The 25,124-nt window shown below is 73.8% G+C and carries 25 protein-coding genes; 3 read left to right on the forward strand and 22 right to left on the reverse strand.

What is annotated here, in order from left to right; all coding sequences use genetic code 11:
- Window positions 1-7: 7 nt before the first annotated feature.
- The 7 genes from PKE78_RS15880 to ccmI all read right to left on the reverse strand — a co-directional run bounded on the left by PKE78_RS15880 (window position 8) and on the right by ccmI (window position 8,213).
- Window positions 8-1,444, reverse strand: a complete 1,437-nt coding sequence (locus tag PKE78_RS15880) for a sensor histidine kinase (RefSeq protein ID WP_271201873.1) — start codon at window positions 1,442-1,444, stop codon at window positions 8-10.
- On the reverse strand, window positions 1,428-2,120 hold the full coding sequence (locus PKE78_RS15885; RefSeq protein ID WP_271201874.1) for a response regulator transcription factor: 693 nt from the start codon (window positions 2,118-2,120) through the stop codon (window positions 1,428-1,430). Before PKE78_RS15885 ends, PKE78_RS15880 begins: the two co-directional genes overlap by 17 nt.
- Before the next feature lie 225 nt (window positions 2,121-2,345).
- Entirely contained in the window at window positions 2,346-3,953 is a 1,608-nt protein-coding gene (locus PKE78_RS15890; protein WP_271201875.1) for a Do family serine endopeptidase, read from the reverse strand.
- 144 nt (window positions 3,954-4,097) lie between these two features.
- Window positions 4,098-4,550 (reverse strand): cytochrome c-type biogenesis protein, encoded by a 453-nt coding sequence (locus PKE78_RS15895; RefSeq protein ID WP_271201876.1) that lies wholly within the window; start codon window positions 4,548-4,550, stop codon window positions 4,098-4,100.
- Between the two features lie 41 nt (window positions 4,551-4,591).
- On the reverse strand, window positions 4,592-6,583 hold the full coding sequence (locus PKE78_RS15900) for a heme lyase CcmF/NrfE family subunit (RefSeq protein ID WP_271201877.1): 1,992 nt from the start codon (window positions 6,581-6,583) through the stop codon (window positions 4,592-4,594).
- Window positions 6,580-7,080: a cytochrome c maturation protein CcmE gene (ccmE, locus tag PKE78_RS15905; RefSeq protein ID WP_271201878.1), complete on the reverse strand. Its 501-nt coding sequence runs from the start codon at window positions 7,078-7,080 to the stop codon at window positions 6,580-6,582. Before ccmE ends, PKE78_RS15900 begins: the two co-directional genes overlap by 4 nt.
- A gap of 11 nt (window positions 7,081-7,091) precedes the next feature.
- The gene (gene ccmI / locus PKE78_RS15910) at window positions 7,092-8,213 is read right to left on the reverse strand and encodes a c-type cytochrome biogenesis protein CcmI (protein ID WP_271201879.1); all 1,122 of its coding nucleotides are present in this window, start codon (window positions 8,211-8,213) and stop codon (window positions 7,092-7,094) included.
- Between the two features lie 214 nt (window positions 8,214-8,427).
- On the opposite strand from ccmI, the gene PKE78_RS15915 reads away from it, so the two are divergent.
- Both PKE78_RS15915 and PKE78_RS15920 read left to right on the forward strand, forming a co-directional pair.
- The gene (locus PKE78_RS15915; protein WP_271201880.1) at window positions 8,428-9,582 is read left to right on the forward strand and encodes an NAD(P)/FAD-dependent oxidoreductase; all 1,155 of its coding nucleotides are present in this window, start codon (window positions 8,428-8,430) and stop codon (window positions 9,580-9,582) included.
- Window positions 9,579-11,294, forward strand: a complete 1,716-nt coding sequence (locus tag PKE78_RS15920; protein WP_271201881.1) for an FAD-binding protein — start codon at window positions 9,579-9,581, stop codon at window positions 11,292-11,294. The genes PKE78_RS15915 and PKE78_RS15920 overlap by 4 nt, the downstream gene beginning before the upstream one ends.
- A gap of 72 nt (window positions 11,295-11,366) precedes the next feature.
- On the opposite strand, the gene PKE78_RS15925 is transcribed toward PKE78_RS15920, so the two are convergent.
- The 6 genes from PKE78_RS15925 to PKE78_RS15950 all read right to left on the reverse strand — a co-directional run bounded on the left by PKE78_RS15925 (window position 11,367) and on the right by PKE78_RS15950 (window position 15,539).
- Window positions 11,367-11,843 (reverse strand): glycine zipper 2TM domain-containing protein, encoded by a 477-nt coding sequence (locus PKE78_RS15925; protein ID WP_271201882.1) that lies wholly within the window; start codon window positions 11,841-11,843, stop codon window positions 11,367-11,369.
- Between the two features lie 101 nt (window positions 11,844-11,944).
- Window positions 11,945-13,387 carry an ATP-binding protein gene (locus PKE78_RS15930; protein WP_271201883.1) on the reverse strand — a complete coding sequence of 481 codons (1,443 nt, stop codon included), beginning with the start codon at window positions 13,385-13,387 and terminating at the stop codon, window positions 11,945-11,947.
- Window positions 13,384-14,052, reverse strand: coding sequence for a response regulator transcription factor (locus PKE78_RS15935; protein ID WP_271201884.1), 669 nt, complete (start codon window positions 14,050-14,052; stop codon window positions 13,384-13,386). The genes PKE78_RS15930 and PKE78_RS15935 overlap by 4 nt, the downstream gene beginning before the upstream one ends.
- 27 nt (window positions 14,053-14,079) lie before the next feature.
- The gene (locus PKE78_RS15940) at window positions 14,080-14,634 is read right to left on the reverse strand and encodes a PepSY domain-containing protein (RefSeq protein ID WP_271201885.1); all 555 of its coding nucleotides are present in this window, start codon (window positions 14,632-14,634) and stop codon (window positions 14,080-14,082) included.
- Between the two features lie 72 nt (window positions 14,635-14,706).
- Window positions 14,707-15,192 (reverse strand): hypothetical protein, encoded by a 486-nt coding sequence (locus PKE78_RS15945; RefSeq protein ID WP_271201886.1) that lies wholly within the window; start codon window positions 15,190-15,192, stop codon window positions 14,707-14,709.
- Window positions 15,189-15,539: a hypothetical protein gene (locus PKE78_RS15950; protein WP_271201887.1), complete on the reverse strand. Its 351-nt coding sequence runs from the start codon at window positions 15,537-15,539 to the stop codon at window positions 15,189-15,191. The genes PKE78_RS15945 and PKE78_RS15950 overlap by 4 nt, the downstream gene beginning before the upstream one ends.
- 154 nt (window positions 15,540-15,693) lie before the next feature.
- Between PKE78_RS15950 and PKE78_RS15955 the strand changes: the two genes are divergently transcribed.
- Complete coding sequence (locus PKE78_RS15955) at window positions 15,694-15,894, forward strand: hypothetical protein (RefSeq protein WP_271201888.1); 201 nt, start codon at window positions 15,694-15,696, stop codon at window positions 15,892-15,894.
- 7 nt (window positions 15,895-15,901) lie between these two features.
- Here the strand turns inward: PKE78_RS15955 and PKE78_RS15960 are convergent, their stop codons facing one another.
- From PKE78_RS15960 to PKE78_RS16000, 9 genes are all read right to left on the reverse strand, one after another.
- A complete protein-coding gene (locus tag PKE78_RS15960; protein ID WP_271201889.1) occupies window positions 15,902-17,416 on the reverse strand; it encodes a DUF2793 domain-containing protein in 1,515 nt (504 codons plus the stop codon).
- Window positions 17,417-17,452: 36 nt separating this feature from the next.
- Window positions 17,453-21,391 (reverse strand): baseplate multidomain protein megatron, encoded by a 3,939-nt coding sequence (locus PKE78_RS15965; RefSeq protein WP_271201890.1) that lies wholly within the window; start codon window positions 21,389-21,391, stop codon window positions 17,453-17,455.
- 21 nt (window positions 21,392-21,412) lie between these two features.
- Window positions 21,413-21,874 (reverse strand): NlpC/P60 family protein, encoded by a 462-nt coding sequence (locus PKE78_RS15970; RefSeq protein WP_271201891.1) that lies wholly within the window; start codon window positions 21,872-21,874, stop codon window positions 21,413-21,415.
- Entirely contained in the window at window positions 21,867-22,739 is an 873-nt protein-coding gene (locus PKE78_RS15975) for a DUF2163 domain-containing protein (RefSeq protein WP_271201892.1), read from the reverse strand. The genes PKE78_RS15970 and PKE78_RS15975 overlap by 8 nt, the downstream gene beginning before the upstream one ends.
- A gap of 136 nt (window positions 22,740-22,875) precedes the next feature.
- Complete coding sequence (locus PKE78_RS15980) at window positions 22,876-23,499, reverse strand: DUF2460 domain-containing protein (RefSeq protein WP_271201893.1); 624 nt, start codon at window positions 23,497-23,499, stop codon at window positions 22,876-22,878.
- A gap of 3 nt (window positions 23,500-23,502) precedes the next feature.
- Window positions 23,503-24,039, reverse strand: coding sequence for a phage tail tape measure protein (locus PKE78_RS15985; protein WP_271201894.1), 537 nt, complete (start codon window positions 24,037-24,039; stop codon window positions 23,503-23,505).
- Window positions 24,032-24,217 (reverse strand): phage tail assembly chaperone, encoded by a 186-nt coding sequence (locus tag PKE78_RS15990; protein ID WP_271202008.1) that lies wholly within the window; start codon window positions 24,215-24,217, stop codon window positions 24,032-24,034. The genes PKE78_RS15985 and PKE78_RS15990 overlap by 8 nt, the downstream gene beginning before the upstream one ends.
- The gene (locus tag PKE78_RS15995; protein WP_271201895.1) at window positions 24,214-24,576 is read right to left on the reverse strand and encodes a gene transfer agent family protein; all 363 of its coding nucleotides are present in this window, start codon (window positions 24,574-24,576) and stop codon (window positions 24,214-24,216) included. Before PKE78_RS15995 ends, PKE78_RS15990 begins: the two co-directional genes overlap by 4 nt.
- 130 nt (window positions 24,577-24,706) lie before the next feature.
- A complete protein-coding gene (locus tag PKE78_RS16000) occupies window positions 24,707-25,117 on the reverse strand; it encodes a phage major tail protein, TP901-1 family (protein ID WP_271201896.1) in 411 nt (136 codons plus the stop codon).
- Window positions 25,118-25,124 lie beyond the last annotated feature (7 nt).

Consider the following 25,124-nt stretch of genomic DNA (forward strand, 5'->3'; position numbering starts at 1 on the left):
CGCTCCGCTACACCGCCCTCGCGCCGCGCGGCGGCGCGAGGGCGGGCGTAGAGGGCTCAGGCAGCGCCGCCGGGGTGAGAGGCAAAGCCAGCACCGCGCGGAGTCCTGGGGCGTTGTCCTCGAGCGTCAGAGTCCCTCCGTGCAGGCGGGCGACGGCGGCGACGAGCGCCAGACCGAGGCCCGAGCCCGGACGTGAGCGGCTGCTGTCGAGCCGCACGAAGCGCTCCAGCGCGCGGGCGCGGTCGGCCTCCGGAACGCCGGGCCCGCGGTCGGCGACGACGAGCCGCGCGCCGTCTTCGTCCGTGGTCGCCGAAACCGCGACCTCGCCGCCGGCCGCCGCGGCGTAGTTCAGCGCGTTCTCGATGAGGTTGGCGACCGCCTGTCCGATGAGCTCGCGGCTGCCGAGCAGCCGGATCGGCGTCGGCGCGTTCACGGTGAGCCGCGCGCCGCGCTCCTCTGCGAGCGGTTCGTAGAGCTCGGCCACGCTCTCGGCGATGTCGGCGAGGTCGACCGGAACCAGCTGGTCGCGCCCGCCTCCGGACTCGGCCCGCGCGATCAGCAGCAGCGCGTTGAAGATGCCGAGCATGGCGTCGGCGTCGGCGATGATCTGCTCGACCGACGCCTGCCACTCGTCCTCGTCGCTCGCCGTGCGCAGGGCGGTCTCCGCGCGGTTTCGCAGCCGCGTCAGCGGCGTCTTGAGGTCGTGGGCGATGTTGTCGGAAACCTCCTTCAGGCCCGCCATCAGCTCGTTGATGCGGTCGAGCATCGCGTTGGTGGCCTGCGCCAGCCGGTCGAACTCGTCGTCCGAGCCCGTCACGGCGAGACGCCCGGACAGGTCGCCCGCCATGATGGTGCGGGCGGTTTCGGTCATGGCGTCGATGCGCCCGAGCACCCGCTTCGCCACGAACACGCCGCCGGCGAGGCCGAGCACGACGACCAGCGCCAGCGACCATTGCACGGCGTTGGAGATCACCGCGGACAGCCGCTCGCGCTCCTCGGTGTCGCGCCCGACCAGCAGCCGGTAGCCGCCCGGAAGCACGAACACGCGCACGACCGCGGGATAGGGCGCCGCCGCGGTCTCGCCCGCCCGCTGGTACGGCAGCTCGCGCTCGCCGGCTTCGGCGAGCGAGGCGTCCGGCAGCCCGGAGACGTTCCCGGCCAGCACTTCGCCGGTCATGGTGGTGACGAGGTAGATCGAGCCGCCGGAGCGGTTGGAGCGCTCCTCGACGATCGCGACCAGACGCCGGATGCCGCCCTGCCGGTACTGCTCGGCGAGCCCGGTGATCTCGGCGTTGACGGTGGCGTTGAGCTGGCCGGCGATCAGGGCGTTGGCGTGCCAGGAGACGTAGATCAGGACGACGACGGACAGGGTCGCGAACACGACGAGATAGGCGAGCGCGAGCTTGAACGCGGTTGTGCGGAGAAGCTTACCGAGCGCCGTCACGGATCAGATATCCGGCGCCGCGCACGGTGTGCAGCAGCGGCTTGTCGAATCCCTTGTCGATCTTCGACCGAAGCCGCGAGACATGGACGTCGATGACGTTGGTCTGCGGGTCGAAGTGGTAGTCCCAAACGTTCTCCAGCAGCATGGTGCGGGTCACCACCTGGCCGGCGTTGCGCATCAAATATTCAAGCAACCGGAACTCGCGCGGCTGCAGCACGATCTCCTGCCCGGCGCGGCTGCAGGTGTGAGACAGGCGGTCGATCTCGAGGTCCGCCACGCGATAGACCGTATCGCCGGCGCTGGCCTGGCCGCGACGGGCGAGAGTCTCGACGCGGGCGAGCAACTCGGCGAAGGCGTAGGGCTTGGTGAGATAGTCGTCGCCGCCGGCGCGCAGGCCCTGCACGCGGTCGTCCACATGGCCGAGCGCGGACAGTATCAGCACCGGCGTGGTCGCGCCCTCCGCCCTCAGCCGGCCGATCAGGCTCAGCCCGTCGAGCTTGGGAAGCATGCGGTCGACAACCAGCACGTCATAGGAGCCGGAGGTCGCGAACTCGTAGCCCTCGGCGCCGTCGGCGGCGTGGTCGGCCACGTGCCCGGCCTCGCTCAGGGCCTTCACCATGTAGGCCGCGGCCTCGCGGTCATCCTCGACGATCAGCAGCTTCATGGACGAGGTCATGGCGCGCCTCCCGCGCAGCCGCAAGCGGATTGAGCGCCGCGGCGGCGCCCGCGGGCTTCAGGCGGGAAGAGACGACCTTCCGGAGTCGAGGGACGAAGCTCCGGAAGGCCGCTGGAGGTGGCGAAGCGGCAGGGCGCTGAAGGGGGAACAGCGGCCCGCCGCCCGCATCACGGTCCCGGGCGTGGTTCGGGTGCCACGGACGCCCGGGACGTGGCGACCGCGGCGTCAGCCGCGGCCGATCTCGACCGGCACGAACCGGGTGGCGTCGTTGCGCTTGACGCGCAGCAGAACCGAGCGCTTACCGCTCTTCTGGGCGGCGTCGAGCGACGCGGTGACGTCCTTGGCCGACGTCACCTCACGGCCGCCGACTTCCAGGATCACGTCGCCCTGCTCGAGCTTGCCCGCAGCCTGGCCGTCGTCGTCGACGCCGGTGACCACGAGGCCCTTGTCGCCCGAACCGGCGACGCGGCTCGCCGGCGTCACCTGGATGCCAAGCTTCACGTTCGCTCCGCCAGCGTCGCTCTCGGACTCGTCGTCGCCGCTGTTGAGCGAGGCCTGCTGCTGCTCCGGCAGCTTGCCGAGCGTCAGGTCGGTCTTCAGCTCCTTGCCGTCGCGCCAGTAGGTCAGCTCGACCTTGGTGCCGGGGTTGAACGAGGCGATCTTGCGCGACAGATCGCGGGCCTCGGCGACGGTCTCGCCGTTGACCTTCTGGATGACGTCGCCTGACTTCAGGCCGGCTTTCTCGCCGGGGGTGCCGCTCTGCGCCTCCGCCACCAGCGCGCCCTGCGCCGTCTTCAGGCCGAGGCTCTCGGCGATCTCGTCGGTCACGGGCTGGATCTGCACCCCGATGTAGCCGCGCTCGACCACGCCGACGTCCTTCAGCTTGGCCACGACGTCGGTCACGATCTCGGCCGGGATCGAGAACGCGACGCCGACGTTGCCGCCGGACGGCGAGTAGATCGCCGTGTTCACGCCGACGACCTCGCCCCGCAGGTTGAAGGTCGGACCGCCCGAGTTGCCGTGGTTCACCGCGGCGTCGATCTGCAGGAAGTCGTCATAGGGCCCGGCGCCGATGTCGCGTCCGCGCGCCGAGACGATGCCGGCCGTGACCGTGCCGCCGAGGCCGAACGGGTTGCCGACCGCGATCACCCAGTCGCCGATGCGGGTCTGCTTGTTGTCCGCGAAGCTGACATAGGGCCAATCCTTGCGGTCGCCCTCGACCTTGAGCAGCGCGACGTCGGTGCGCGGGTCCGTGCCGACCACCTTGGCCTTGAGCGTGGTCTTGGCGTCGTCGCGGACGAGTTCGACCTCCTTGGCGTTCGCCACCACGTGGTTGTTCGTCACCACGTAGCCGTCGCCGGAGATGAAGAAGCCCGAGCCCTGGCTCATGCCGAAGCGGCGCGGATTGCGGCGCTGCTGCTGCTCATCGCCCTGGCCGAACTGCTTGAAGAAGCGCTTCAGCGGATGGTCGTCGGGAAGCTGGTCGAGACCGGGAATGCCGCCCGGACCACGCTGGCCGGGCGCTCCGGGACCGCCCGGACCGCCGGGGCCTCCCGGACCCATGGCGAGCGGGCCGGTGGCCTCGGTCTTCACCCGCACGCTGACGACCGCCGGCCGCACGCGGTCGGCGACGTCGGCGAAGCTTGGAAGCGCGGGCGCCGCCTGCGGCGCGATCGCGGAGGACTGGGCGTAGGCCGGCGTCGCGCCGGTCGTCAGCGCCTGGACGCCGAGCGTCCCTGCGACGCCGAGCGCGAGCGCGGAGGCGAGGAGCGTCGCGCGGCGGCGCGCCAGAAACCCGCCTTTGGGTTTGGAGGAATAGGGCGAAGTCGACATCGGGCAACATCTCCGAAGCGGTGAACCTGACGCTCATATGGGCGGTCGGTCCGGAGATTCACCTCTTCGAGCTTACGTAACGCTGTCCGGAGCATGAAATCTCCGTAACGCGATCACGCCGCCGCGAGAGAACGCGCCTCGCGTTCAGGCCGGCCGGGAGCCGTCCTCGCGGTCGAGCAGGGCCTGCAGCCGCGCCTGCTCCGCCTCGGTCAGGCCGTCGGCGCCGGTCGCTCTGCGGCGCGAGCGCCAACCCCAGACGAGATAGCCGATCAGGCCGATCGCCAGCACCGCCGGGGCGAACAGCCACAGCAGCGCCGTCCCCCAGGTAAGCCGGGGCCGCAGCAGCACGAACTCGCCGTAGCGCGCGGTGAGGAAGGACAGGACCTGCGCGTCGCTGTCGCCGGCCTGGATCCGCTCCCGGACCAGCACCCGAAGATCCTTCGCGAGCGGAGCGTCGCTGTCGTCGATCGACTGGTTCTGGCAGACCATGCAGCGCAGTTCGTAGCTGAGCGCCCGCGCGCGCGCCTCGAGCTGAGGGTCCTTCAACTCCTCGCCGGGCTGCACCGCGACGGCGGGCGCGGCCAGAGCGAACGCCATTGCGATCACGGCCAGGAGCCTGCCGCCCGAGCGCAGCGCCGTCACTCCGCCGGCGCCGGGTGGGCGGCCGGCAGGGCGCGGGCGCTCTTGCGGGGCGCGCCGACCCTTAGGCGCCTGTCCGCGAGCGACAGGCAGCCGCCGAGCGCCATGAAGATCGAGCCGAACCAGATCAGCGTCACCAGCGGCTTGTAGGTGATGCGCAGCGCCGCCGCGCCGTCGCCGCGCGCCTCACCGACCGAGGCGTAGAGCTGCGACAGGCCGAAGGTCGCGATAGAGGATTCTGTCAGGTCCATCTGCCGGGCGGTGTAGAGCCGGCGCGACGGCTCCAGCCGCGTCGCCACCGTGCCGTCCTTGCGCACCGTGAGCTTTGCGACGGTCGAACGGAAGTTCGGCCCCTGCCGCTGGATCATGCCGTCATAGGAGATGTCGTAGCCGGCGATCTGGACCGTCTGGCCCTGCTTGAGCGCCGTCACGGATTCGCTCTCCCACGCGGTCGCCGCCACGACGCCGAGCAGCGTCACGCCCATGCCGGCATGGGCGAGCGCCCCGCCCCAGGCCGAGGAGGGCAGGCCGCGGGCGCGGCGAACTGACTCCGCCGGCGAGGCGCGGAACAGCTTCGCGCGCTCGGCGATCTCCGCGAAGGCGCCGACGATCGCGAACAGCGCCAGGCCGACGCCAAGCGGCGCGAGCGTCGGGCCGCCGCGCACGAAGCCCGCGACCAGCGCGGTCGCGACCACCGCAACAACGATCGCGCCGAGCAAGCCGTTCAGCGCGCGGGTCGCGTCGCCGCGCTTCCACGCGAGCAGCGGCGCGAACGGCATCACCAGCATCACCGGCAGCATCAGCGGGCCGAAGGTGTTGTTGAAGAAGGGCGGCCCGACCGAGATCTTCTCGCCGGTCACGGCCTCAAGCGCGAGCGGGTAGAGCGTGCCGACGAACACCGCGGCGCAGGCCGCCGTCAGGAACAGGTTGTTCAGCACCAGCGCGCCTTCGCGGCTGACCGGCGCGAACACGCCGCCCTGCTTCAGCGACGGCGCGCGCAACGCGTAGAGCGCGAGGCTGCCGCCGACGAAGACCACGAGGATGATCAGGATCGCGACGCCGCGCGCCGGGTCCACCGCGAAGGCGTGGACGGAGGTGAGGACGCCCGAGCGGACGATGAAGGTGCCGAGCAGCGACAGCGCGAAGGTGAGGAGCGCGAGCAGCACGGTCCAGACCTTCAGGGCCTCGCGCTTCTCCATCACCACCGCGGAGTGCAGCAGCGCGGTGCCGGAGAGCCACGGCATCAGCGAGGCGTTCTCGACTGGGTCCCAGAACCAGAAGCCGCCCCAGCCGAGTTCGTAATAGGCCCAGTAAGAACCCATCGCGATGCCGAGCGTCAGGAACAGCCACGCCGTCAGCGTCCACGGCCGCACCCAGCGCGCCCAGGCCGCGTCGACCTTGCCCTCGATCAGGGCCGCGACGGCGAAGGAGAACGCCATCGAGAAGCCGACATAGCCGACGTAAAGCAGCGGCGGATGGATCGCGAGGCCGGGATCCTGCAGCAGGGGGTTGAGGTCCTGCCCTTCGAGCGGCGGCTGGTCGAGCCGGGCGAACGGATTCGAGGTGATCAGCACGAACAGCAGGAACGCGACCGAGATCGTCGCCTGAACGCCGAGCACGTCCGCCTTCAGCCGTTCCGGCAGGTTGCGGCCGAAGCCCGCCACCAGCGCGCTGAACAGCGCGAGGATCAGCACCCAGAGCAGCAGCGAGCCCTCGTGGTTCCCCCACACGCCGGAGATCTTGTAGATCAGCGGTTTCGCGGAGTGGGAGTTCTCCACCACGTTCACGAGCGAGAAGTCGGAGGTGACGTAGGCGTGGGTCAGCGCCGCGAACGACACCGCGATCAGCGCGAGCTGGCCGAAGGCGAGCGGGCTCGCGAGCCCCATCAGCGCGGCGTCGCGGACGCGCGCGCCCCAGATCGGCAGCACCGATTGCAGGATCGCGAGCGCGAGCGCGAGGACGAGCGCGTAGTGGCCGATCTCGGCGATCACTTGGCGCCCCCGGCTTCGTCGCCCTTCCAGAGACCCTGCGCCTTCATGCGGTCGGCGACGTCCTTGGGCATGTAGTTCTCGTCGTGCTTGGCGAGCACGGTGTCGGCCTTGAACGTGCCGTCGTCCTGCAGCACGCCTTCGGAGACGACGCCCTGCCCTTCGCGGAACAGGTCCGGCAGCAGGCCGGAATAGGTCACGGGCATATCGCGGGCGTTGTCGGTGACGGTGAAGCGGACGTCCGGGCCGTCATGGGAGATCGAACCGGCCTTCACCAGCCCGCCGAGCCGAAGCCGCGTGCCGGGCGTCTCGCCGCGCTGGGCGATCTCGCTCGGGGTGCGGAAGAACACGATGGTGTCGTCGAGCGCCGTCAGCACCAGCGCCGTCGCGGCGGCGAGCACGATCCCGACGAGGCCGAACAGCGCGAGCCGGCGGCGTTTGCGCGAGGCGCCGCGGCGGCGCGGCGAAGGAAAGGCGGTCTGAGAGGCGTCGATCGTCATCCCGATACCCTTTACGCGCCGCGCCCCTCAAGACCAACCCCAAGCGCCAGCGCGTCGAGCCGGGCCGCCGAGCGCGGATCGGAGCCGAACTTCTCGCGCGCGGCGGCGAGCGAGGACCGGGCGCGATCGAGGTCGCCGAGCGCGGCGCGCGACTGCACCAGGCGCAGCCAGTCGCCGATCTCCCCGCTCTCGCTTACGCGGGCTTCGAGCCGGTCGACCATGCCGCGGATCAGCGCCATGCGCTCCTCCGGCGTCTTGGCGACCGCGGCCTCCTCCTGGCTCGGCATCGGCAGCGGCGGCGTGGCGGCGAGGCGCTGCAGTTCGCCGCGGACGCCATCGAGATACGGCGCGTCGGCGGGCGCGGCGACGATCAGCGCCTTGAGACGGGCGATCGCGCCGGCGAGATCGCCGTCCTGCGACTCGGCCCGAGCGAGATAGACGGAGCCCTTGACGGAAGGCGGATTGGCTTTCGCCGCGCGTTCGAAGGCCGCGCGGGCGTCGGCGGTCACGACGCCGTCGGCCGCCGCCGTCAGGGCCTCGCCCAGATTGGCTTCGAGCTCGCCCGAAGACCCGAGCGTCCGGATCGCGTTGGCGTAGGCCGTGGCCGCGTCGCCGGCGCGGCCGAGCCGCATGTAGACGGGACCCAGCACCATCCAGCCGCGACCGTCGCCCGGGTTGCGCGCGAGCTCGGCTTCGACGCGCGTGACCAGCTCGGCGATGTTGTTGGTGTCGACGGGGGCCTGGAGGCGCGCCGCGAGCGGATGATCGGCGATGTCGGGCCGGCCGATGGCGGCGTAGGTCCCAAGAGCGATCGCGGGCACGGCGACCAGCGCTACGACCGCCGCCACGCGGCGACGCCAGGTCGCCCCCTGTCCGGCGTCTGTCGCGATGGCTTCATCGCCCCGCTCGGTCGCCGCGAACAGCCGCCGGGCGATCTCGGCGCGGGCGGCGTCCGCCTCACGCCCGCCGATCAGCCCGCGGGCGCGGTCACGCTCGATCTCGTCGAGCTGGTCGCGGTACACGGCCACGTCGCCGGCGGCGTCGTTCTCCCGCGCGCGGCCGCGCGCCAGCGGCCACAGCACCAGCAGCACCGCCGCGCCCGTCATCACCGCGAGGACGATCCAAAGCTCCATCGTCGAGTTTGGTCCTTTTCCAAAGTCAGCGCAGGACATAGCCGCGTTGGCGCTCCGGGAGAAGAGGCACGGGGTCGCGCCGTCCTAACGCTTTGGCGCCACGCGCGGCCATTTCACATCGAACCGGCTGACGCCTGCGCGGGACGCGTTAGGTTAGACGCTGAGCCGCCCGACCCGGCCGTCCTTCCGACGGCGCCCCGCCGATGAGACCGCATTGATAGGAAGCCTGTTTCCCGCCCGCGCCTTTCCGCCATCCGCCTTCGCCGCCCGTGATCGGCCCCGACCTGCGAACGGCTACGACGTGATCGTGATCGGCGGAGGAGCGCTCGCGTCTGCGCTCGCCCGCGCCTGCGCCGGAAACGGGGCGGCGGTGGCGATGCTCGCGCCCGATGCGATCGAGCCGACGCCGGCCGAGCGCGCATGGCCGGTGGTGCGCGCCGCCCACCCGGACGCGGGGCGCATCGCGATCCAGGCGGACGCGCCGCAGCGGCTGGCGAAGCTCGCTCGCTGGCTCACCCCGTCCCCTATGGCGGAGCGCACGGGTTGCCTCACGCTCGGCCTCGACGAGGACCGGGTGCGGACGCTCGGCGTCGAATCCGGCCACGCCAAGGCGCATGGCGTCGAGGCCTGGATGGTGCCCGCCCGCGAGGTGGCGGCGCTCGCGCCGCCGCTCGGGCGCGGGCGCGGTTTCGCGCCCGCGCAGCACGAGGCTGGCGCGATGGTCGTCGAGGCCGACTGCCTCACGCTCGGCCTCGCCCGCGCCGCCGAGGAGGCCGGCGCCGCGATCTTTCCCGGCGCCCGCGTCGACGCGCTCGCCCGCGATGGGCAGGCGGTGATCGGCGTGGAGCTCGGCGGCCGTTTCGTGCGCGCCGGCGCGGTGGCGCTCGCCGACGACGCCTCCGCGATCCGGTTGGTGCGGGAGGGCCGCGGCCGGCTCTCGCTTCGGCGCGAGGAGCGGACGGCGCTCACGACCGGGGCCGGAGCGCCCGAGCTGGGCGCAGCCGTCATCGCCGGCGATCTTACGCTCGCGCGCGGCGCGACCGGCGCGGCGACCCTGTCCGGGCCTCACGGCGCCGACGCGCTGGCGGCGCGGGCGATCGCGCTCGCGCCGGAACTTGCCGCGCTCGAAGTCGCGTCGGAACAGCCGGTGACGCTCTGGACCGGCGTCGACGGCCACGCTCAGATCGGACCGGCCGACATCGACGGGCTGTGGCTCGCGCTCGGCTTCGGCCGCGACGCGCTGAGCCCGGTCTTCGCCGCGGCCGAGCATCTCGCCGCCGCGCTCGGCGGCGGCCGAGACGATCCCGCCTTTGCGCCGTTCGCGCCGACGCGCCGGGCCGCGCCTCGCCTTTCGGAAATGGCGTCATGAGCGGCTTCCATCGGCTGCCCGCCACGGCCCCGGCCCGGTTCGGGACGGAGATCGACCGCACCGAACCCGTAGGAGGGCGCTATGACGGCCGCCCGCTCGTCGGCCTTTACGGCGACACGCTGGCGAGCGCCCTGCTCGCCTCAGGTTCGGCGGCGTTCGGGCGCAGCGCGCTGCTCGGCCGCCCGCGCGGCCTGTTCGCGCTCGGCGCAGACGATCCCCACGCCTGGGCGCGCGCCGAGGCCGACGCCGATCCGGTCCCGGCGGACTTCCTCGGGCTGACCGAAGGCTTCGTCGCCCGCGCGCCCGCTGACGACGCCTCCCCGCTGGCGCGGCTGTTCGAGCGGCGGAGCTCCGCCGCCGCGGGCGCGTCAGGACGGCTGCCGCCGCTTGGGCGGCGCCTCGCCGCGCGGCTCGCGCGGCGCCTTCCGTTGCCGGCCATCGATCGGCCGTTCGACGCCGCCGCGACGCCCGCGACCCGCGAAAGCTGCGACGTGCTGGTGGTGGGCGCGGGCCTCGCCGGGCTCGCGGCCGCATCCGCCGCCGCCGCGGCGGGTCTGCGCGTCGTCGTGGTCGAGGCGGCTCCCCGCGTCGGCGGCGCCGCCGACCTCTACGACGGCGCGGTCGACGGCCGGCCGCCGCTCGCCTGGGCGCGAGACCGCGCCGCCGGTCTCGTCGATCGCGGCGCCGAGATCGCGCTCCGCGCGGTCGCCGTCGCGGTCGACGCGAGCGGCGCCGTTACCGTGCTCGACCGCGGACCAGGGCCCCGCCCTGGTCCCCTTCGGCTGCGGCTGATCGAACCGCGCGCGCTGGTGATCGCGGCCGGCTGGCGCGAGCGGGGCCTCCTGTTCGCCGGAAACGACCGGCCGGGCGTGATCCTGGCCGGCGCCGCGCGCGCCTTGCTGCGCCGCTACGCCGTCGCTCCGGGCGCGCGCGTCGTGATCGCGACCGCCGGCGACGAAGGCCACCGCACGGCGATCGACCTGCGCGAGGCCGGCGTCGCGGTGGAGATGACGGTCGACGCGCGCGAGAGCCCCGACACGCCGATGGTCAACCTCGCCAAGGCGCTCGGCGCGCCGATGAGCTTCGCGAGCGTGGTCGACGGCGTGGAGACCTCGTCCGCCGGCGACCGCATCGTGAGCGTCACCGCCCGCAACCGCTTCGGCGACGGCGTCGCCGCCGCGCCGCGGCGCCTGTTCGCCGACGCGCTGGTGGTCTCGGGCGGGCTCGCCCCGCGCGACGAACTCTGGGGCGGCGCTGGCGACGCGATCGTCGTCACGGACGGGCCGGATATGGCGGAGGCCGTCGCCGGCGGGCATGCGGCGGGCGTGGAAGCCGCGCGCCGGCTCGGCGCGGCGGTCGATCGTCCGGCGCCGAACGCGTCCGGCGCCGCCGACGCGCCGGACGACGCCGCGGCGCGCGCCGCCTACCGCGAACGTTTGACGCCGGACGGCGCCCGCACGGCCTTCGTCGATCTCGGGGCTGACGTCACCGCGGCCGACGTCGCCGAGGCCGCGGCGCGGGGCGTCGGCGGCGGCGCGCTGGCGCGCTGGCTCGGGCTCGGGCGGGGGCGCGACGGCGGCCGCGCGCTCCGTTCGCTCGCGATTGACGAGACCGCGGCGCTGTCGGCCTCAACGACCGCGGATCTCGCGACGCCGCCGGCGCGGCTGACGCTCGGCGCGCTCGCCGCCCGCGCCGCGCTCGCCGAGAGCTGAAACGGAAAGAGCCGCCCGGAGCGGTCGGCTCCGGGCGGCTCTCGCATGTCAGCGCGGTGGTTCAGGCCGGCGTCAGCCGACCTCCACCCAGCGGCCGCGCGGGCCGCGGCAGGACGAGCCGCGCTCGGTGATCACCCGGCCGTCGTCCATGTAGATGCGGCGGGTGTAGGTGCGGCAGCGCTCGTAGCTTTCGCGCTGGTAGTAGGGGCCGACCACGACTTCGCCGCGGTAGCGCTCGCTGCGCCACGCGTACGGACGACCGTCGTAGCCGCGCTCCAGCGCCTCGTATTCGGCCTCGGAGGCGCGACGGCGGGCGTCGTCGTCGATCGCCGCGCCGATGCGGTTGCCGAGCAGTCCGCCGAGGCCGGCGCCGATCACCGTCGCCGCCACGCGGCCGCCGCCGCTGCCGATCTGGTTGCCAATGAGCCCGCCGCCGATCGCGCCGGCCACGGTGCCGAGGCCCTCGCCCTCGCGGCCCGGGCCGCAGGCGGTGAGACCGAGGGCGAGCACGCCCGCAGCCGCAAGGGCCGCCGCTTTTGAAATGATCATGAAACCTCCCGTTGTCCGCCGTCGCCGCCCCAGAGCGATTCGGCTGGCGTCGTGAGGTGACCGTGCGATTTTGGCGAAAGCGGGGAGGACCGGCGTGGCCCTCACACCGCCGGCAGCGTGAGATCGCAGCGCAGGCCGCCTTCGGGAGCCTCGGACAGCGCGAAGCCGCCGCCGTAGACGCGGGCGAGGTCGGCCACGATCGCGAGGCCGAGGCCGGAGCCCGGCTTGCTCTCGTCGAGCCGCTTGCCGCGCGCCAGCACCTCGGCGCGCTGCGCTTCCGTCAGGCCCGGCCCGTCGTCGTCCACCACCACGCGCAGCGCGGAACGGCCGCCCGCAGCCGCGGGCGCCAGCGGCGCGACCGAGATCGCCACCCGCGCGGACGCCCATTTGCAGGCGTTGTCGACGAGATTGCCGACCATCTCCTCGAAATCCTGCCGCTCGCCGCGAAACCGCAGGCCTTCATCGGAGACGGCGACGTCGATGGCGAGATCGCGGTCGCGGTGGATCTTGGCCATGGTGCGGGCAAGCGCCTCCACCGCCGGCTGCACCGGGGTGGTCTCGCCGGCGAAGGCGACGCCGGCCGACAGCCGCGCGCGCTCGAGGTGGTGATCGATCTGGCGGCGCATCAGCACGGCCTGCTCGCGCACCTTCTGGGCGAAGGCGCCCTCGCCCGTGTCGGCCTCGTTGGCGATGACCGAGAGCGGCGTCTTCAGCCCATGGGCGAGGTTGCCCACATGGGTGCGGGCGCGCTCCACGATCTCGCGGTTCGATTCGAGCAGCCCGTTCAGCTCGGCGACGAGCGGCGCGATCTCCTCCGGAAAGGCGCCGTCGAGCCGGGCGCGCGAACCGGAGCGGACCTCCGCGAGCTGGGCGCGCATGCCGGCGAGCGGCCTGAGGCCGAACCGCACCTGGAAGCCGGTGGTGGTTACGAGGCCGAGGCCGAGCAGCAGGAAGCTCACCAGCAGCGCGACGTTGAAGTTCTGGATGTCCTCGTCGATCTCGCCCGCGGCGCCGGCGATCGAGATCAGGAAGCGGCCGTCCGTCCCGAGATCGATGATGCGCTCGACCACGCGCAGGCGCTGGCTCTCGGGCCCGAGCGCGTAGCCCTCGCGCGTGCCGACCAGCGTCTCCTCGACCCCGAGCTCGGCGAGGCGCGGAAGCTGCTCCTCGAACAGCGACTTCGAGGTCGTCGCCTCCGGCGGGTCGCGGTCGAGCCGCGTGATCTGCCAGTACCAGCCGGAGAGCGGCAGCTCGAAGCGCGGCTCGCCGAAGGAGCCCGGGTCGTCCTTGTCGAAGGCGCCGGCCGCGACCGCGCCCACCAGCGTCTTGAGATAGACGTGCAGGCGCTGGTCGAAGCCGCGCTCGACCGAGCGGGTGTAGTAGGACGACAGCGTCACGCCGCCGATCAGCAGCATGGCGACCGTCCACAGCGCGGCCGAGCCGAACAGGCGGGCGGCGATGGAGGCCGTCTTCGCGGGCCGCGCGGCGGGTCCGGCGCGGGTCGCCTGCGCCGGGGAGGCCGCGCCGTCCGCCGGGATGGTCATGCGCCCCCGGGCGACGCCAGCACGTAGCCGAGCCCGCGCACGGTCTGGATGAGGTCGGAGCCGAGCTTCTTGCGCAGCCGGCCGACGAACACCTCGATCGTGTTGGAGTCGCGGTCGAAGTCCTGGTCGTACATGTGCTCCACGAGCTCGGTGCGCGAGACCACGCGGCCCTGGTGGTGCATGAGATAGGCCAGCAGGCGGTATTCGTGGCTGGTGAGCTTGATGGCGTTGCCGTCGAGCGTGACGCGGCCGGCGCGGGTGTCGAGCCGGACCGGGCCGCACAGCAGCTCGCTCGAGGCGTGGCCGGTGGCTCGCCGCAGCAGCGCCCGCAGGCGCGCGAGCACCTCCTCCATGTGGAACGGCTTCGCGACATAGTCGTCGGCGCCGGCGTCGAAGCCCTGAACCTTGTCCGACCAGCGGTCGCGCGCGGTCAGGATCAGCACCGGCGCCGTGCGCCCGTCGCGCCGCCACTGCTCCAGCACCGAGATGCCGTCCTTCTTCGGCAGGCCGATGTCGAGCACGATGGCGTCGTAGGGCTCGGTGTCGCCCAGGAAGTGCCCCTCCTCGCCGTCGTAGGCGCGGTCGACGGCGTAGCCGGCCTCCTCCAGCGCGGCGGTGATCTGGCGGTTGAGGTCGGGGTCGTCCTCGACGACGAGCAGGCGCATGGAGGAGGTCCTAGTGGTCCGCGGCGGTCACTTGACCGTCAGCAGCTTGCCGGTGCCGGCGTCGATCCGCGCGCGCGCGACCTTGCCGTCCGGGCTGAGCAGAGTGATGTCGTAGGTGAGCAGGCCCTCGACGCTGCAGAGCTTGTAGTCGATGACCTCGCCGTCCCAGGCGTCGCGGGCGGTGCGGGCGGCGACGACGAGCGTGACGGCCTTCTTGGAGCGGATGGCGTCGCGCGCGTCCCGGGCGGACAGGCAGCCCCCGCCCGACGGGAGCCGGGGTCCGTCGTCGCGGGCGTCCGGCGCCTTGGGCGCGGGCTCGCGCGCCGGAGCCGCCTGCATGTAGCGCTCGCCGCGCGGCTCGCCGTCGGCCGGCGGCGTGACCCGGCGGTAGACGCCGGGCGGCGGGCCGTCCTCGCCGGGCGCCGGCGCCGGCACGCGCAGATATTCGCCGGCCCCGGGCGCAGGCACGACGATCCGTGGGCGGCCGTCCGGACGCGCGCCGTCCTCCGCGGCAGCCGGCCCGAAGGCCAGGGCCGCCGCGACGACGCACGACGTCAAACCGATGGCGCGGACGCTGTTCATGGCCGCGACGGTGCCCTCCCGGCCCTGAACCCGCGATGAATGCGGGATCGGCCATTCCATCCTCAGGGAGTCCTAGGGGGGTGACCCCTCCTCCGCAAGCGCACGACCTTGCGAAACGACGACGCTGGACGACGACGCCCGCTTCAGATCGTCGATCTGGCGCTGCAGTTCGGCGCGGGCGCGCACGTCGGCCGCGCCGCGTTCGGCGAACAGCTCGCGGGCGACGCCGGCGTCGCGCTGGCGCGCGAGGACCTGCTCGGTCCGCGCCACGTCCCGCTCCAGCCGCGCGATCGCGTCGACGATGGGCGCGCGGGCGAGTTCGCAGCCCGCGACCAGCAGCGCGAACACCACGCCCATGCCCGAAACGATCGTCCCCCACGGCGTGCGCGAGCGGTCGTCGAACTTGGCGGAGAGGCTGGTGAGCTGCGCCGAGACCTCGCCGATGCGGCCGGTGAACAGCTGGTTGAGGTCGTGGACCCCGCGCTCGAGGCCGTAGACCCGCTGCTCGAGCGCCGCGAGCTTGGCGTCGTCACGCGCGAACGGCGCGGCGCGCGTCATGCGAGCGGCCGGGTCGTGGTGGCGCGGCCGCGCCAGGCGTAGGCGGCGCCGATGAGCGACACGAGCGTCGAGGCCACGATCGCGGCCTCGCCCTCGGCGATCTCGACGCCGGCGAGCCGACCGAGCGCCACCAGCAGCGGCGCGCCGGCCGCAACCGCGACGCCGCGCAGCGTCTGGCTCTCGAACGGCGGCACAGGCTTCAGCGCGCCGGCGATGCGGGGGTCCGCGACCACCTCGTCGGCGATGCGGCGGACGGCGTCGTGCGCGGCGCGCGCGGTCGCGGCGTCGGCGACGGCTGCGCGCAGCGTCGCTTCGGTGATGGCGTGCGGGAACGTGGCGCGGGGCATGGGGCGCTCCTCTGGGCTTGAAGACGGCACGGGGGGCCGATCGCGCGCGGCGGACCGCGGGCGATCACGAAATCGCGGGTTGTTGATGAGCGGCGGTCACGATCGGGCACCGTATCGCTGGCGCGGGGCCCGGCGCGCCGGCATCATCTCGGCCATGCACCGCTTCCGGTCTCGGCGTTTCTTCTACATCAGCCTTCTCGGCTGGACGGCGGCGTTCGGGCTCGTGTTCGATTACCTCGTCGCGACCGTGCCGGGGGCCGGCGAACCCTGGTTCTACAGTTTCGGCATCATGATCTACTCGCTGGCGCTGTTCGTGATGACGGTCCTGCACTTCGACCAGTCCGGGCAGCTCTGAACGCGCCTCACATGGCGTAGGACAGGATCACGCAGATCCCGTCACCGCCGCGCCCGCCGGAGCCCGACCCGCCCGTGGTGCGGCCCGCGCCGCCGCCGCCTCCGCCGCCCCCAGGCGCGCCGCCGTCTCCGCCGTGACCGCCCGCCGTGACCGCGTGCGATCCGCCGCCCCCGCCGCCTCCGCCCATGCCGCGGGCGAAGGCGCGATCTCCACCATGTCCTCCGGCGCCTCCGGCGGCCGCCGCCGCGCCGCCCGTCGCCTGCCGCGCGGTTCCGCCGACGGCGTATCCGGCGCCGCCCGCGCCGCCGCCGAACCCGCCGCTTGTGGTGGCGGTCGAGAGGCCGGCTCCGCCGCCGCCGCCGCCCGGACCGACGGGCATCGCCGTGGAGACGGCCGCGATGCCCGCGGCTCCGCTCGATCCGGGACCGCCGGCGTTCGACGGACCGGAGAGCCCGGAGCCGCCGGTTCCGGCGGTGGAGGTCGTCGTGCCGCCGCCGCCGCCGAGGCCGCCGCCTGGCGCCACGAGCGCCTGCGCCTCCGGCCCCGAGCCGTTCAGCAGGAAGGCGCTCGCAGCCCCCGCGACGCCCGATCCGCCGCCGGCGGTGACGCCGACCGCGACGCCGGCGCCGCCCGCGCCGCCCAAACCGACGACGACCGAGCAGGCCGCCGTGATCTCCTCGCCGAGGAAGGTCTCGGTCACGACCGCGCCGGCTCCGCCGCCCGCGCCGCCCGCGCGCGGAAAGCCGGTGTTGCCGCTCGCCGCTCCGCCGCCCCCTCCGCCGCCGCCGACCAGCGTGACGACGACCCGGCCGGCCCAGTCCGGCTTCGTCCAGACGCCGTCCGCGGTGAAGACGTCGGCTTGCGCGCGCTGGGGCGAGCGCGGGAACGACACCGCACCCGTTCCAGGCTCGGCCTCCAGCGCGACGCTCCACGACGCGCCGTCGGGCGAGACCTTGAGCGCGAAGGCGTCGGAGCCGATCAGGCCGAGTTCGGCGCGCCCGCCATAGCCGGTCTGAAGCAGCAGGCTCGCCACGTCCGCCGCAAGCGCCTTGTTCAGCTTGAGCCGGACATCCGCGCCCGCATGGGTGAAGAGCGCGGCGGCGCTCGCCACGGCGAGCCGGTTGTCGTCGTCGGCCTCGGCGTTGACGCCGAGCCGCGCCAGTCCGTCGAGCGAGGCGAGCGCGCCGAGCGCCCCGACCCAGACGCCGCCGACATAGGCCAGCAGCACGCCTTCCGCCTCCACATAGGCGAGCCAGCCCGGCTTCGGCGCGATGAACTCCCAGACGCCGTCGAGGAAAGCGGCGATCCGGCCGTCCTGCCCGGCCCAGGCGCCGGTCGCGCCCGGCGCCACCAGATGGCGGTCGCCCTCCCCCGGCCCGGCCGGCGGCGCGGTCCGGTCGCGGTCGACGACGCCGAGCTGCACCAACGCGTCGAGCCGCCGGAACGCCTCGTTGACGGTGACGTGCTTTTGCGCCTGCGCAGGCGCGAGATAGCCGAGGCCGAGATGCGGGCTCTCGCTCATGGGACGGCTCCGGAGATGTGAGGAAGGCGCTTCAACTCAGAGCGCGAGCGTGGCCCGCGCCGGCAGGCCGGGACCGGCCACGGCGGACAGTTGCCGCACCGCGACCTGCAGCGCGGCGGGAGCCGTACCGAAGTCGGCGACCTGCATGGCGTGCGTGTACACAGTCGTCTGCGTTCCTGTGGCGAGCACGCGCACGGGCGCGTCCTCGCCAAGGATCTCGACCTCGTAGGCTTCCGCCTCTTCGGCGAGCCGCACCTCGCGGGCGTCGAAGTCGTCGCCGCCGATCCGCGTGCGGCGGATCCAGCTCAGCGTCACGTCGCCGGAGACGCCCCGCCGCGCCTTCAGGCCGACGGGGGCGAGCGGCAGCAGCCCCCTCGCTCCGGCGCGCTCGGAAAGCGCCACATAGGTCGGGTCGTCGCGCGGCCGGGTGGACGGCCCCGCCGCCCATGTCAGCGTCAGCCCGCGCTCGGCCTCGGGAAGAGTCGAGACCGGCGTCGCGGCGTCGATCAGCGCGAAGGCCCATCCGGCGGGCTTTGCGCTGATCGCGGCGTCCTCGGTGCCGGCCTGGCCGCGGAGCAGCATAGAAAGCCGCCAGCGGCCGGTCCCGACCAGCTCCGCGTCGCGGAACTGCAGCACCTCCCAGACGCCGTCCCCGCCGCGGACGGCGGCGACGTTCGCGCCGGCGAACAACGCCTCCGCGGTCACGCTTTCGAGCGCGCGGTCCGGCCCGACCTCGACCTCGACGACGTTCAAGCGGTCGAAGCGTCCGCTCGCGTGGGGCCCGAGCGGCGCGGCCAGCGCGCCGAGCGTCGCCGGCAGCGGCAACGTTTCGTCGAGCGCGAAGCCGGCGCCGTCGCGCGAGCGGAACACGGCGGCCGGCGTCCAGGGCCGCGCATAGGCGGCGAGCCGCGGCGCATGGGCCGGCTCGTCGCCGGAAATCAGCGGCAGGTCGAGCACGGCGAACGCCGGCGCGATCGGCCGCCCCTTCGCCGGCGGCGGCCGCGGATCGTCCTCGATCGGCGCGACCGCGCGCGCGTCCGGGTCGGCGCGCACGGCCTTCGCCGGCCGCACGAACTCGTCGCCGATCTCGTCGAGGCGCATCAGCGTGGTCCGGCCGTGGGCGGCGAAGCGCACGAGGTCGCCCGGCTCCAGCGCCAGCCCGCTCGGCGGCAGCGTCCACTCGCCCCGCTCGCGCGCGACCGACGCCTCGATCAGCATTCCGTCGGCGAGCGCCTGCGCCTCGGCGTTAGACAGCGCGAGCGGGATGCTCGCCTCCGCGACCGCCCGGCCCTCGCCCGCGAGCCGGCGCGCCTCCACCGCCGCCTGGCGGTAGTCGATGTCCGGATCGACATGGCGCAGCTTCAGCGCCGCCGGCACTTCGGAAGCCTGCGCGCGCGTCAGCCGGAAGGCGGGCCGCCCCTCGCCGGGATCGACGAGATCATCGGGCCCGAGTTCCGCGACCGGGGCCGCCGGACGGTTGGCGATCCGGATCGCGGCGCCGCGCGCGAGCGCCTGCGCGCCGAAGGCCTCCAGCAGCGGCTCGATCGCCTCGCGCGGGCTCATCACCCGGTCGATGGCGTAGCCGCGCACCAACCCGTCGAGATCGGCGAGCTCGAGCGCGGCGCCCGACGGCGCGGCGATGTCGGCGACGACGTCGCGCAAGGCCGCGAAGCCGAGCCGGCCGGTCAGCCAATGGCCGCGCTTCCAGTTCTCGGCGTCCTTCCACACGTCGGTCCGGGCGGGAAAGGCGGGGTGAGGCCGCGCGTCCCAGCACCAGCAGAAGATGCGCGACGCGTCGATCATGCGCGCGCCCGTGAGCGCCGACACCGGGTTGTTCCCGGCCGCGGGCGCCCAGTGCGCAAGCTGCGCCGCGAGATAGGCGCGCTGGGCGACGTCGTCCCGGCGGCCGTTGGAGAAATGCGGGACGGCGGTCTCCGACGATTTCGGGTCCACGAACACGTTGGGCTGGTTCGCGCCCTTGTCGATCGCGGGGCAGCCGACCTCGCACAGCACGATCGGCTTAGACCCGGGAATCCAGGCGGTCGGCGTCGCCGCCCGGACGCCGCCCGGACGATCATGATGCGGGTTCGACCACCAGCCGTGGAAATCCTTGACGCGGAAGACCCAGTGCTCGCCATGGGCCGTGTCGACGATCGGCGTGCGGACCTGCGCCGCGCGGTCTTCGGCGCCGGCGTAGAACCAGTCGAAGCCCTCGCCGCCCTCGACATTGGCGTCGAGATAGGCGGCGTCATAGGGCCCGCGCCAGCCGGCCGCGGCGTCGAGATGGCCGCCGCCGTCGCGCCAGTCGGCGAGCGGGGCGTAGAGGTCGACGCCGACGAAGTCGACGTTCGCGTCCGACCACAGCGGGTCGAGATGGAAATGGACGTCGCCGGAGCCGTCGTCCGGACGGTGGCCGGAATATTCGGTCCAGTCCGCGGCGTAGCCGATGCGCGTGTCGGCGCCCAGCACCACGCGCGCCTCCGCCGCCAGGGCCTGGAAGGCCGCGACCGCCGGATAGCTGGACGGCCCGTCGCGCACGGCGGTGAGCGCGACCATCTCCGAGCCGATCAGGAAGGCGTCGACGCCGCCTGCGGCCTCGGCAAGCCGGGCCATGTGCAGCACGAAGCGGCGGTAGGACCACTCGCCCGGCCCGTCGTAGTCGACCGTGCGGCGGTCGCCATGCCAGCCGAAATCGCCCGCCGCAGCCGTCCCGAAAAAGGCCGCGACTTGGGCCGCCGCGGCCGGCGTCCCGTCCGGCGAGCCCGGCCGTCCCGGCGCGGGGTGGCAGGTGATGCGGCCGCGCCAGGGATAGGCCGGCTGCTCCGCCGCGCCATAGGGGTCCGGCAGTCCGTTGTCCGAGGCCACGTCCATCAGGATGAAAGGCGTCAGCATCACCTCGAAGCCGCGATCCTTCAGCGTGCGGATGGCCTGCCAGACCGCGCGGTCGGCCGGCGCGCCGCCGAGCGCGGGCGCGCCGTCGATCCGGCTGACGAGCTGCATCTCGCCGCGGGTCCGGTTCGAGACGCGCCACGTCCACGGCCGCGTCTCCTTGTCGTCGGTCTCGACCTTCGGCCGGATCTCGCAGTTTCCCGCGCGCAGGTCCGTGCCGTGCCAGGCGACGATCAGCGAGACCGAGCGCACGCCCGGCGCAAGCGCCTCCAGGTCGTCGAGCGCGACGTCGATGTCGGCGCGGCCGTAGTCGCTGTGGACGTTCTCGGCCTCCCAGGCGCCAAAACCCTCGCGCCGCTCGATCGCGTCGGTGGCGTAGGTGAACTCGGCCGAACCCGGGATCAGCGTGACGCCGGTCATCAGGTCCTCGAGCGCCGGCCGGTCGGAGGGCGGCCGCCGAATGACCTCGACGGTGATCTGCGGCACGCGGTTGCCGAAGCCTTCGAGCGGCAGCTCCTCGAACACGAGATAGGCGAGCCCGCGATAGGCCGGCGCGAAGTCCGCGCCCTCCACCGCGACGATCTTGGGGTCGGCGAGCTGGTCGCCCGTCCCGCGGTGCAGCCGCATCTCGTAGTCGCCGGGGTCGAGCGGGCGGCCGTCGGCCCAGACGCGGCCGATCCCGTCGATCGGCCCCTCGCACAGGCCGACCGCGAAGCTCGCGAAATAGCTGTAGGTGCGAACCTCGGTTTTCGGGCCGCCGCCGCCCTTGCCGCCGGAGCTCTCGGTCGACGAGGTCTCGCGGAACCGGCTCGCCCAGATGATCTGCCCGCCGACGCGCATGCGGCCATGGACCCTGAGCACTGGCGCGCCTTCGGTTGAGGCGGTGACGCGCAGATCGTCGAGGCGCGGCCCGGTCCGCCGCACGGTCGGCGCCAGCAGCGTCTGGTCGATCATGGAGCCCGCGAGGCCGCCGATGGCGCCGCCGAGCGCCGCCCCCGTCAGCGTCGCCCCGAAGAGACCGATCCCGCCCGGCAGCAGCGCCCCGCCGATCGCGGAGCCGACGGCGGTCAGGGCGAGCACGGCCATGAGAGGTCCTTTCGACGCCAGCTAGGGAAGAGGAAACACGAACCGCGCCACGAGCCGGCGGCGCCAGGTGTCGGGGATTGGCGTCTCGGCGACGGCGTGGCCGTCATAGGCGTGGACCATGGCGTCCGGCCCGGTGGCGACGCCGGCGTGGCGGGCCGGTCCGTCCCGCCGCACCCGGAACAGCAGCACGTCGCCGGGCGCGATCGGACCGATGGGCCGCTCCACGAGATTGCGCCGGGCGGCGGCGATCATCAGGCCGGCGTCGCCGTCCTCGGCCCAGCTCCGGGGATAGGGCGGCGGCGGTTCGGGCTCCGGCCCGAGCAGTTCGCGCCAGATCCCGCGCACGAGGCCCAGGCAGTCGCAGCCGACGCCGCGCAGGCTGGCCTGATGCCGGTAGGGCGTGCCGATCCAGCCGCGGGCGCAGGCGACGACCGCGGCCGGCGAGACGCTTGGCTCGCGATGCTCAGGCGCCGTCTCAGCCAAGACGGCCTCCGTCGTTGTCGCCGTCCGCGCGCGCCGGCTGCGACAGCCAGTCGTTGCCGGGCATGTGCGGGAAACCGCGAAAGTTCACGTGGTTGGCGAAGCGCTTGCGGCAGGTCGCGAAGGTCTTGTCGCAACCCGCCGTGACAATGAACCCGTCGCCCGGCGCGATCGCCATGGCGGGCGTCTCGGCGAGTTCGGCGAAGCCGCCGTCCTGCGCGCGGATCTCGCCCGCCGCGCCCGCGTTCGGCCCGCTTGTCCAGACGATCCGCCCGCGCGTGAAAAGCGGACCGCGGCCCTCCAGCGCCGCGGCGCGGAAGCCGCGGCCGCCGACCGCCGACGCGACCTCCCCCGCCGCGCGGTGGACGGGAAGCGCAAGGTCGACGCCGCAGCGGGCGTCGCCGAGGTCGGCGTCGCAGGAGCGCTGGTAGAGCCGACCCTGCGGCTGCTGCAGCGCATGGGTCAGCGCGCGCAGTTCGGCGGTGAACAGCGCGCTCTCGCGGGCGATCTCGCCGAGCGCGCCGGCGAACAGCAGAAGCCGCGCCGACGGATCGCGCCAGTCGACGAGAAACAACCGCACCTCCGCGCCGTCATAGAGCCCGCGGGCGAGATCGGCCTCTGTCAGGCCGGCGTCGTCGAGCGCGCCGATCACGTCGAGCCCGCCGACCGCGAGACCGAGCGCCGCTGTGGCGGCGGAGGCCGTCATGCCGCTCGCGGCGCGGTAGACGTCGCCGTCGAAGGCGAGGTCCCCGTCATGGTCGGTGAAGCCGAGCGCGACGCCGTCGCGGCGCTCCACCCGCCAGCAGCGCGCGAAGGTGGTCGCGCCGGACGCGAGCGCGTCCGCCATCGGCGCCGGGATGTCGCGCATGGTGAGCCTCCGGAGCAGCGACGCGAACGCCGCCGCGTCGTCCTCCGGCTTGACCGGAGGACCCATCGGCGACGTGGAGCTCGACGTCGGACATGGATGGTCCGGTCAAGCCGGACCATGACGGAGCGTTTTCGGACTATTTCAGCCTTATCTCGACCAGCGGGATCGACGGGATCGCGCCGGCCTCGAAGGCGGCGAGGTCGATCTCCAGCCGGTCCATGTCGAAGCGCACGGGCACGTCGAAACGGAAGCCGGCGGAGACCGGCGCGCCCGCGGGCGGCGCGACGTCGAGCTCCACCGCGCCGCCGTCGAGGACGAAGGCCGTGGTCGCGACGCCGGCGACCGCGACGAGCACCGAGCCCGCGACCGGCTTCGCGATCGGCCGGCGGTAGGGATCGAACGCGCCGCCATAGGTTTTCGTGAGCGGGAAACGCGTCGTGGCCCCGTCGCCGGTCCCGAGAACCTGGTCGGTCGCGGCCGGCGCCGCGCCGTGCGCGCAGGATTTATGGTCGAGCGGATCGCGGAAGCGGAAGCCATGCAGCCGTCCGCGCCGCTCCTCGAAGAAGGCGACGACCGCCGAGAGCTGCGCGAAGCTGCGCATGCCGAGCCCCGCGTCCCAGCGCCGGCGCGAATGCGCCCAGACGGCGTTGCGTTCCTCGAAGCCCGAGCCGAGCGTCGCGATCTCCGTGCGCCGCTCCGGCCCGCCCTTCGCGCCGCGGGCGATGTCGGTCGGAAACAGCGCGTCGTGGAAGGCGGCCACGGCTCACGTCCCCCGGCGGCCGCGCGCCACGGCGCGGGCGAGCGCTGCGGTCACCTGCGCCTCGGAGCGGCGGAAGCTCTCGACGTCAGGCGTCGCGATGTTAATCGTGATCGGGCCCGCGCCGCCTGCGCTCGCGACGCCGAGCCGGCCGTCGGCGCTGCGGGCGAGCGGCAGCACCGCCTCGGGACCCGCTTCGCCGGCGAGCGCGAGCGCCGCGGAGCCGTCGGTCAGCACGGTCGGCGCGCCGAGCACACCGCCCTTCGCGAACGGCGTGATCCCGCCGAGCAGGCTGCGGGTCACGCCTGCGAACAGGCCGCCGAGCGCGGTCTCGACCGGGCGCATCGCGGCCGACAGCGCGATCTCGGACATCCGGCCTCCGAGCCCGCGCAGCACGTCGGACAGCGAGCGGCCCTTGACGACGCCGCCCTCCAGCGCGTCGCCGAGCGCCCGGCCGAAGCCGCGCGTCAGCCGGTCGGCCTCGGAAATCTCTCGGCGGAAGCCGGAGATGTCGACGGTGATCGCGATCGGGTCGTCAGCCATGGGTTTCGGCCTCGTCGGGAAAGCGCGCCATCAGCGCGTCGAGTTCGGGTCGCGCCAGCGGCGGAGCGGAGCCGCGCCCGCCGCGCAGGCCCCGCGCCGCGGCGGCGATCTCGCGCGGCGTCGCGCGCCAGAAGGCGTGCGGAGCGAGCTTGAGGACGCCGAGCCCGAAGGCGGTCAGCTCGTCCCAGGGAAAGGGCCGGAGGCCTCCGCCCGCCCGCCCTCCCCGGCCGGGCCGAAGGTCGCGGCCAGAAGGTCGGCGACCACGCGCACGAAGCCCGCGGCGCCGTCCGCGTGCGTCATCCGCGCGACGTCGTCGTCGCCGGTCTCGGCGCCGCCGCCGCGAAGCCCCGCGCCGAGGATCAGCGCCACGTCGCGCGCCGACAGCCGCCCGGCCTCGAACCGCTCGGCGAGCGCGACGAGATCGGGCGCGCCAAACGCGTCCTCCAGTTCGGCGAGCGCGCCGAGGGTGAGCGCGAGACGGCGCGGCCGGCCGTCGAACACGGCCTCGACCTCGCCGCGGCGGCGGTTTGTGGGCATGGGGTGATCCTTCAGAAGGGGCCGTCATCCCGGCCGCAGCGAAGCGGAGAGCCGGGATCGTGCTCCGGATGAGACGCAGACCTAAGGACGATCCCGGCTCGGCGGGGCTTCGCCGCGATGACGCTCGGGCTCAGGCCGCCGTGAAGCTCAGCGCGCCGGCGCTTTCGAGCGCGAGATCGAAGGTCAGCTCGCCGGCGTGGTCGCCGCGGAATTCGAGGCCCGTGACCTGGAACGGCCCCTCGACGCGGCCGAAGTCCGGGATGACGATCTGGAAGGTCTCGACCGCGCCGTCGAAGGCGAGGCCGCGCACCAGCGCGTCGGAGGCCTCGTCGCGGAACACGCCGGCGCCGGCGACGCTCGCCCGCTTCGCGCCGGCGCCGGCGAGCAGCTCGCGCCAACGGCCCGCGCTCTCGGAATGGGTGACGTCGACCGTCTCGGCGTTGAACGACAGCGCACGGGTGCGAAGCCCCGCGACGGTGGTGAACACGCCGGGCGCGCTCTGCACCTTCACGAGCAGGTCCTTGCCCTTCTGGATGGCCATGGCGGAT

Origin of the sequence: Methylopila turkensis, from assembly GCF_027922325.1 — a bacterium.
GTDB lineage: Bacteria > Pseudomonadota > Alphaproteobacteria > Rhizobiales > Methylopilaceae > Methylopila > Methylopila turkensis.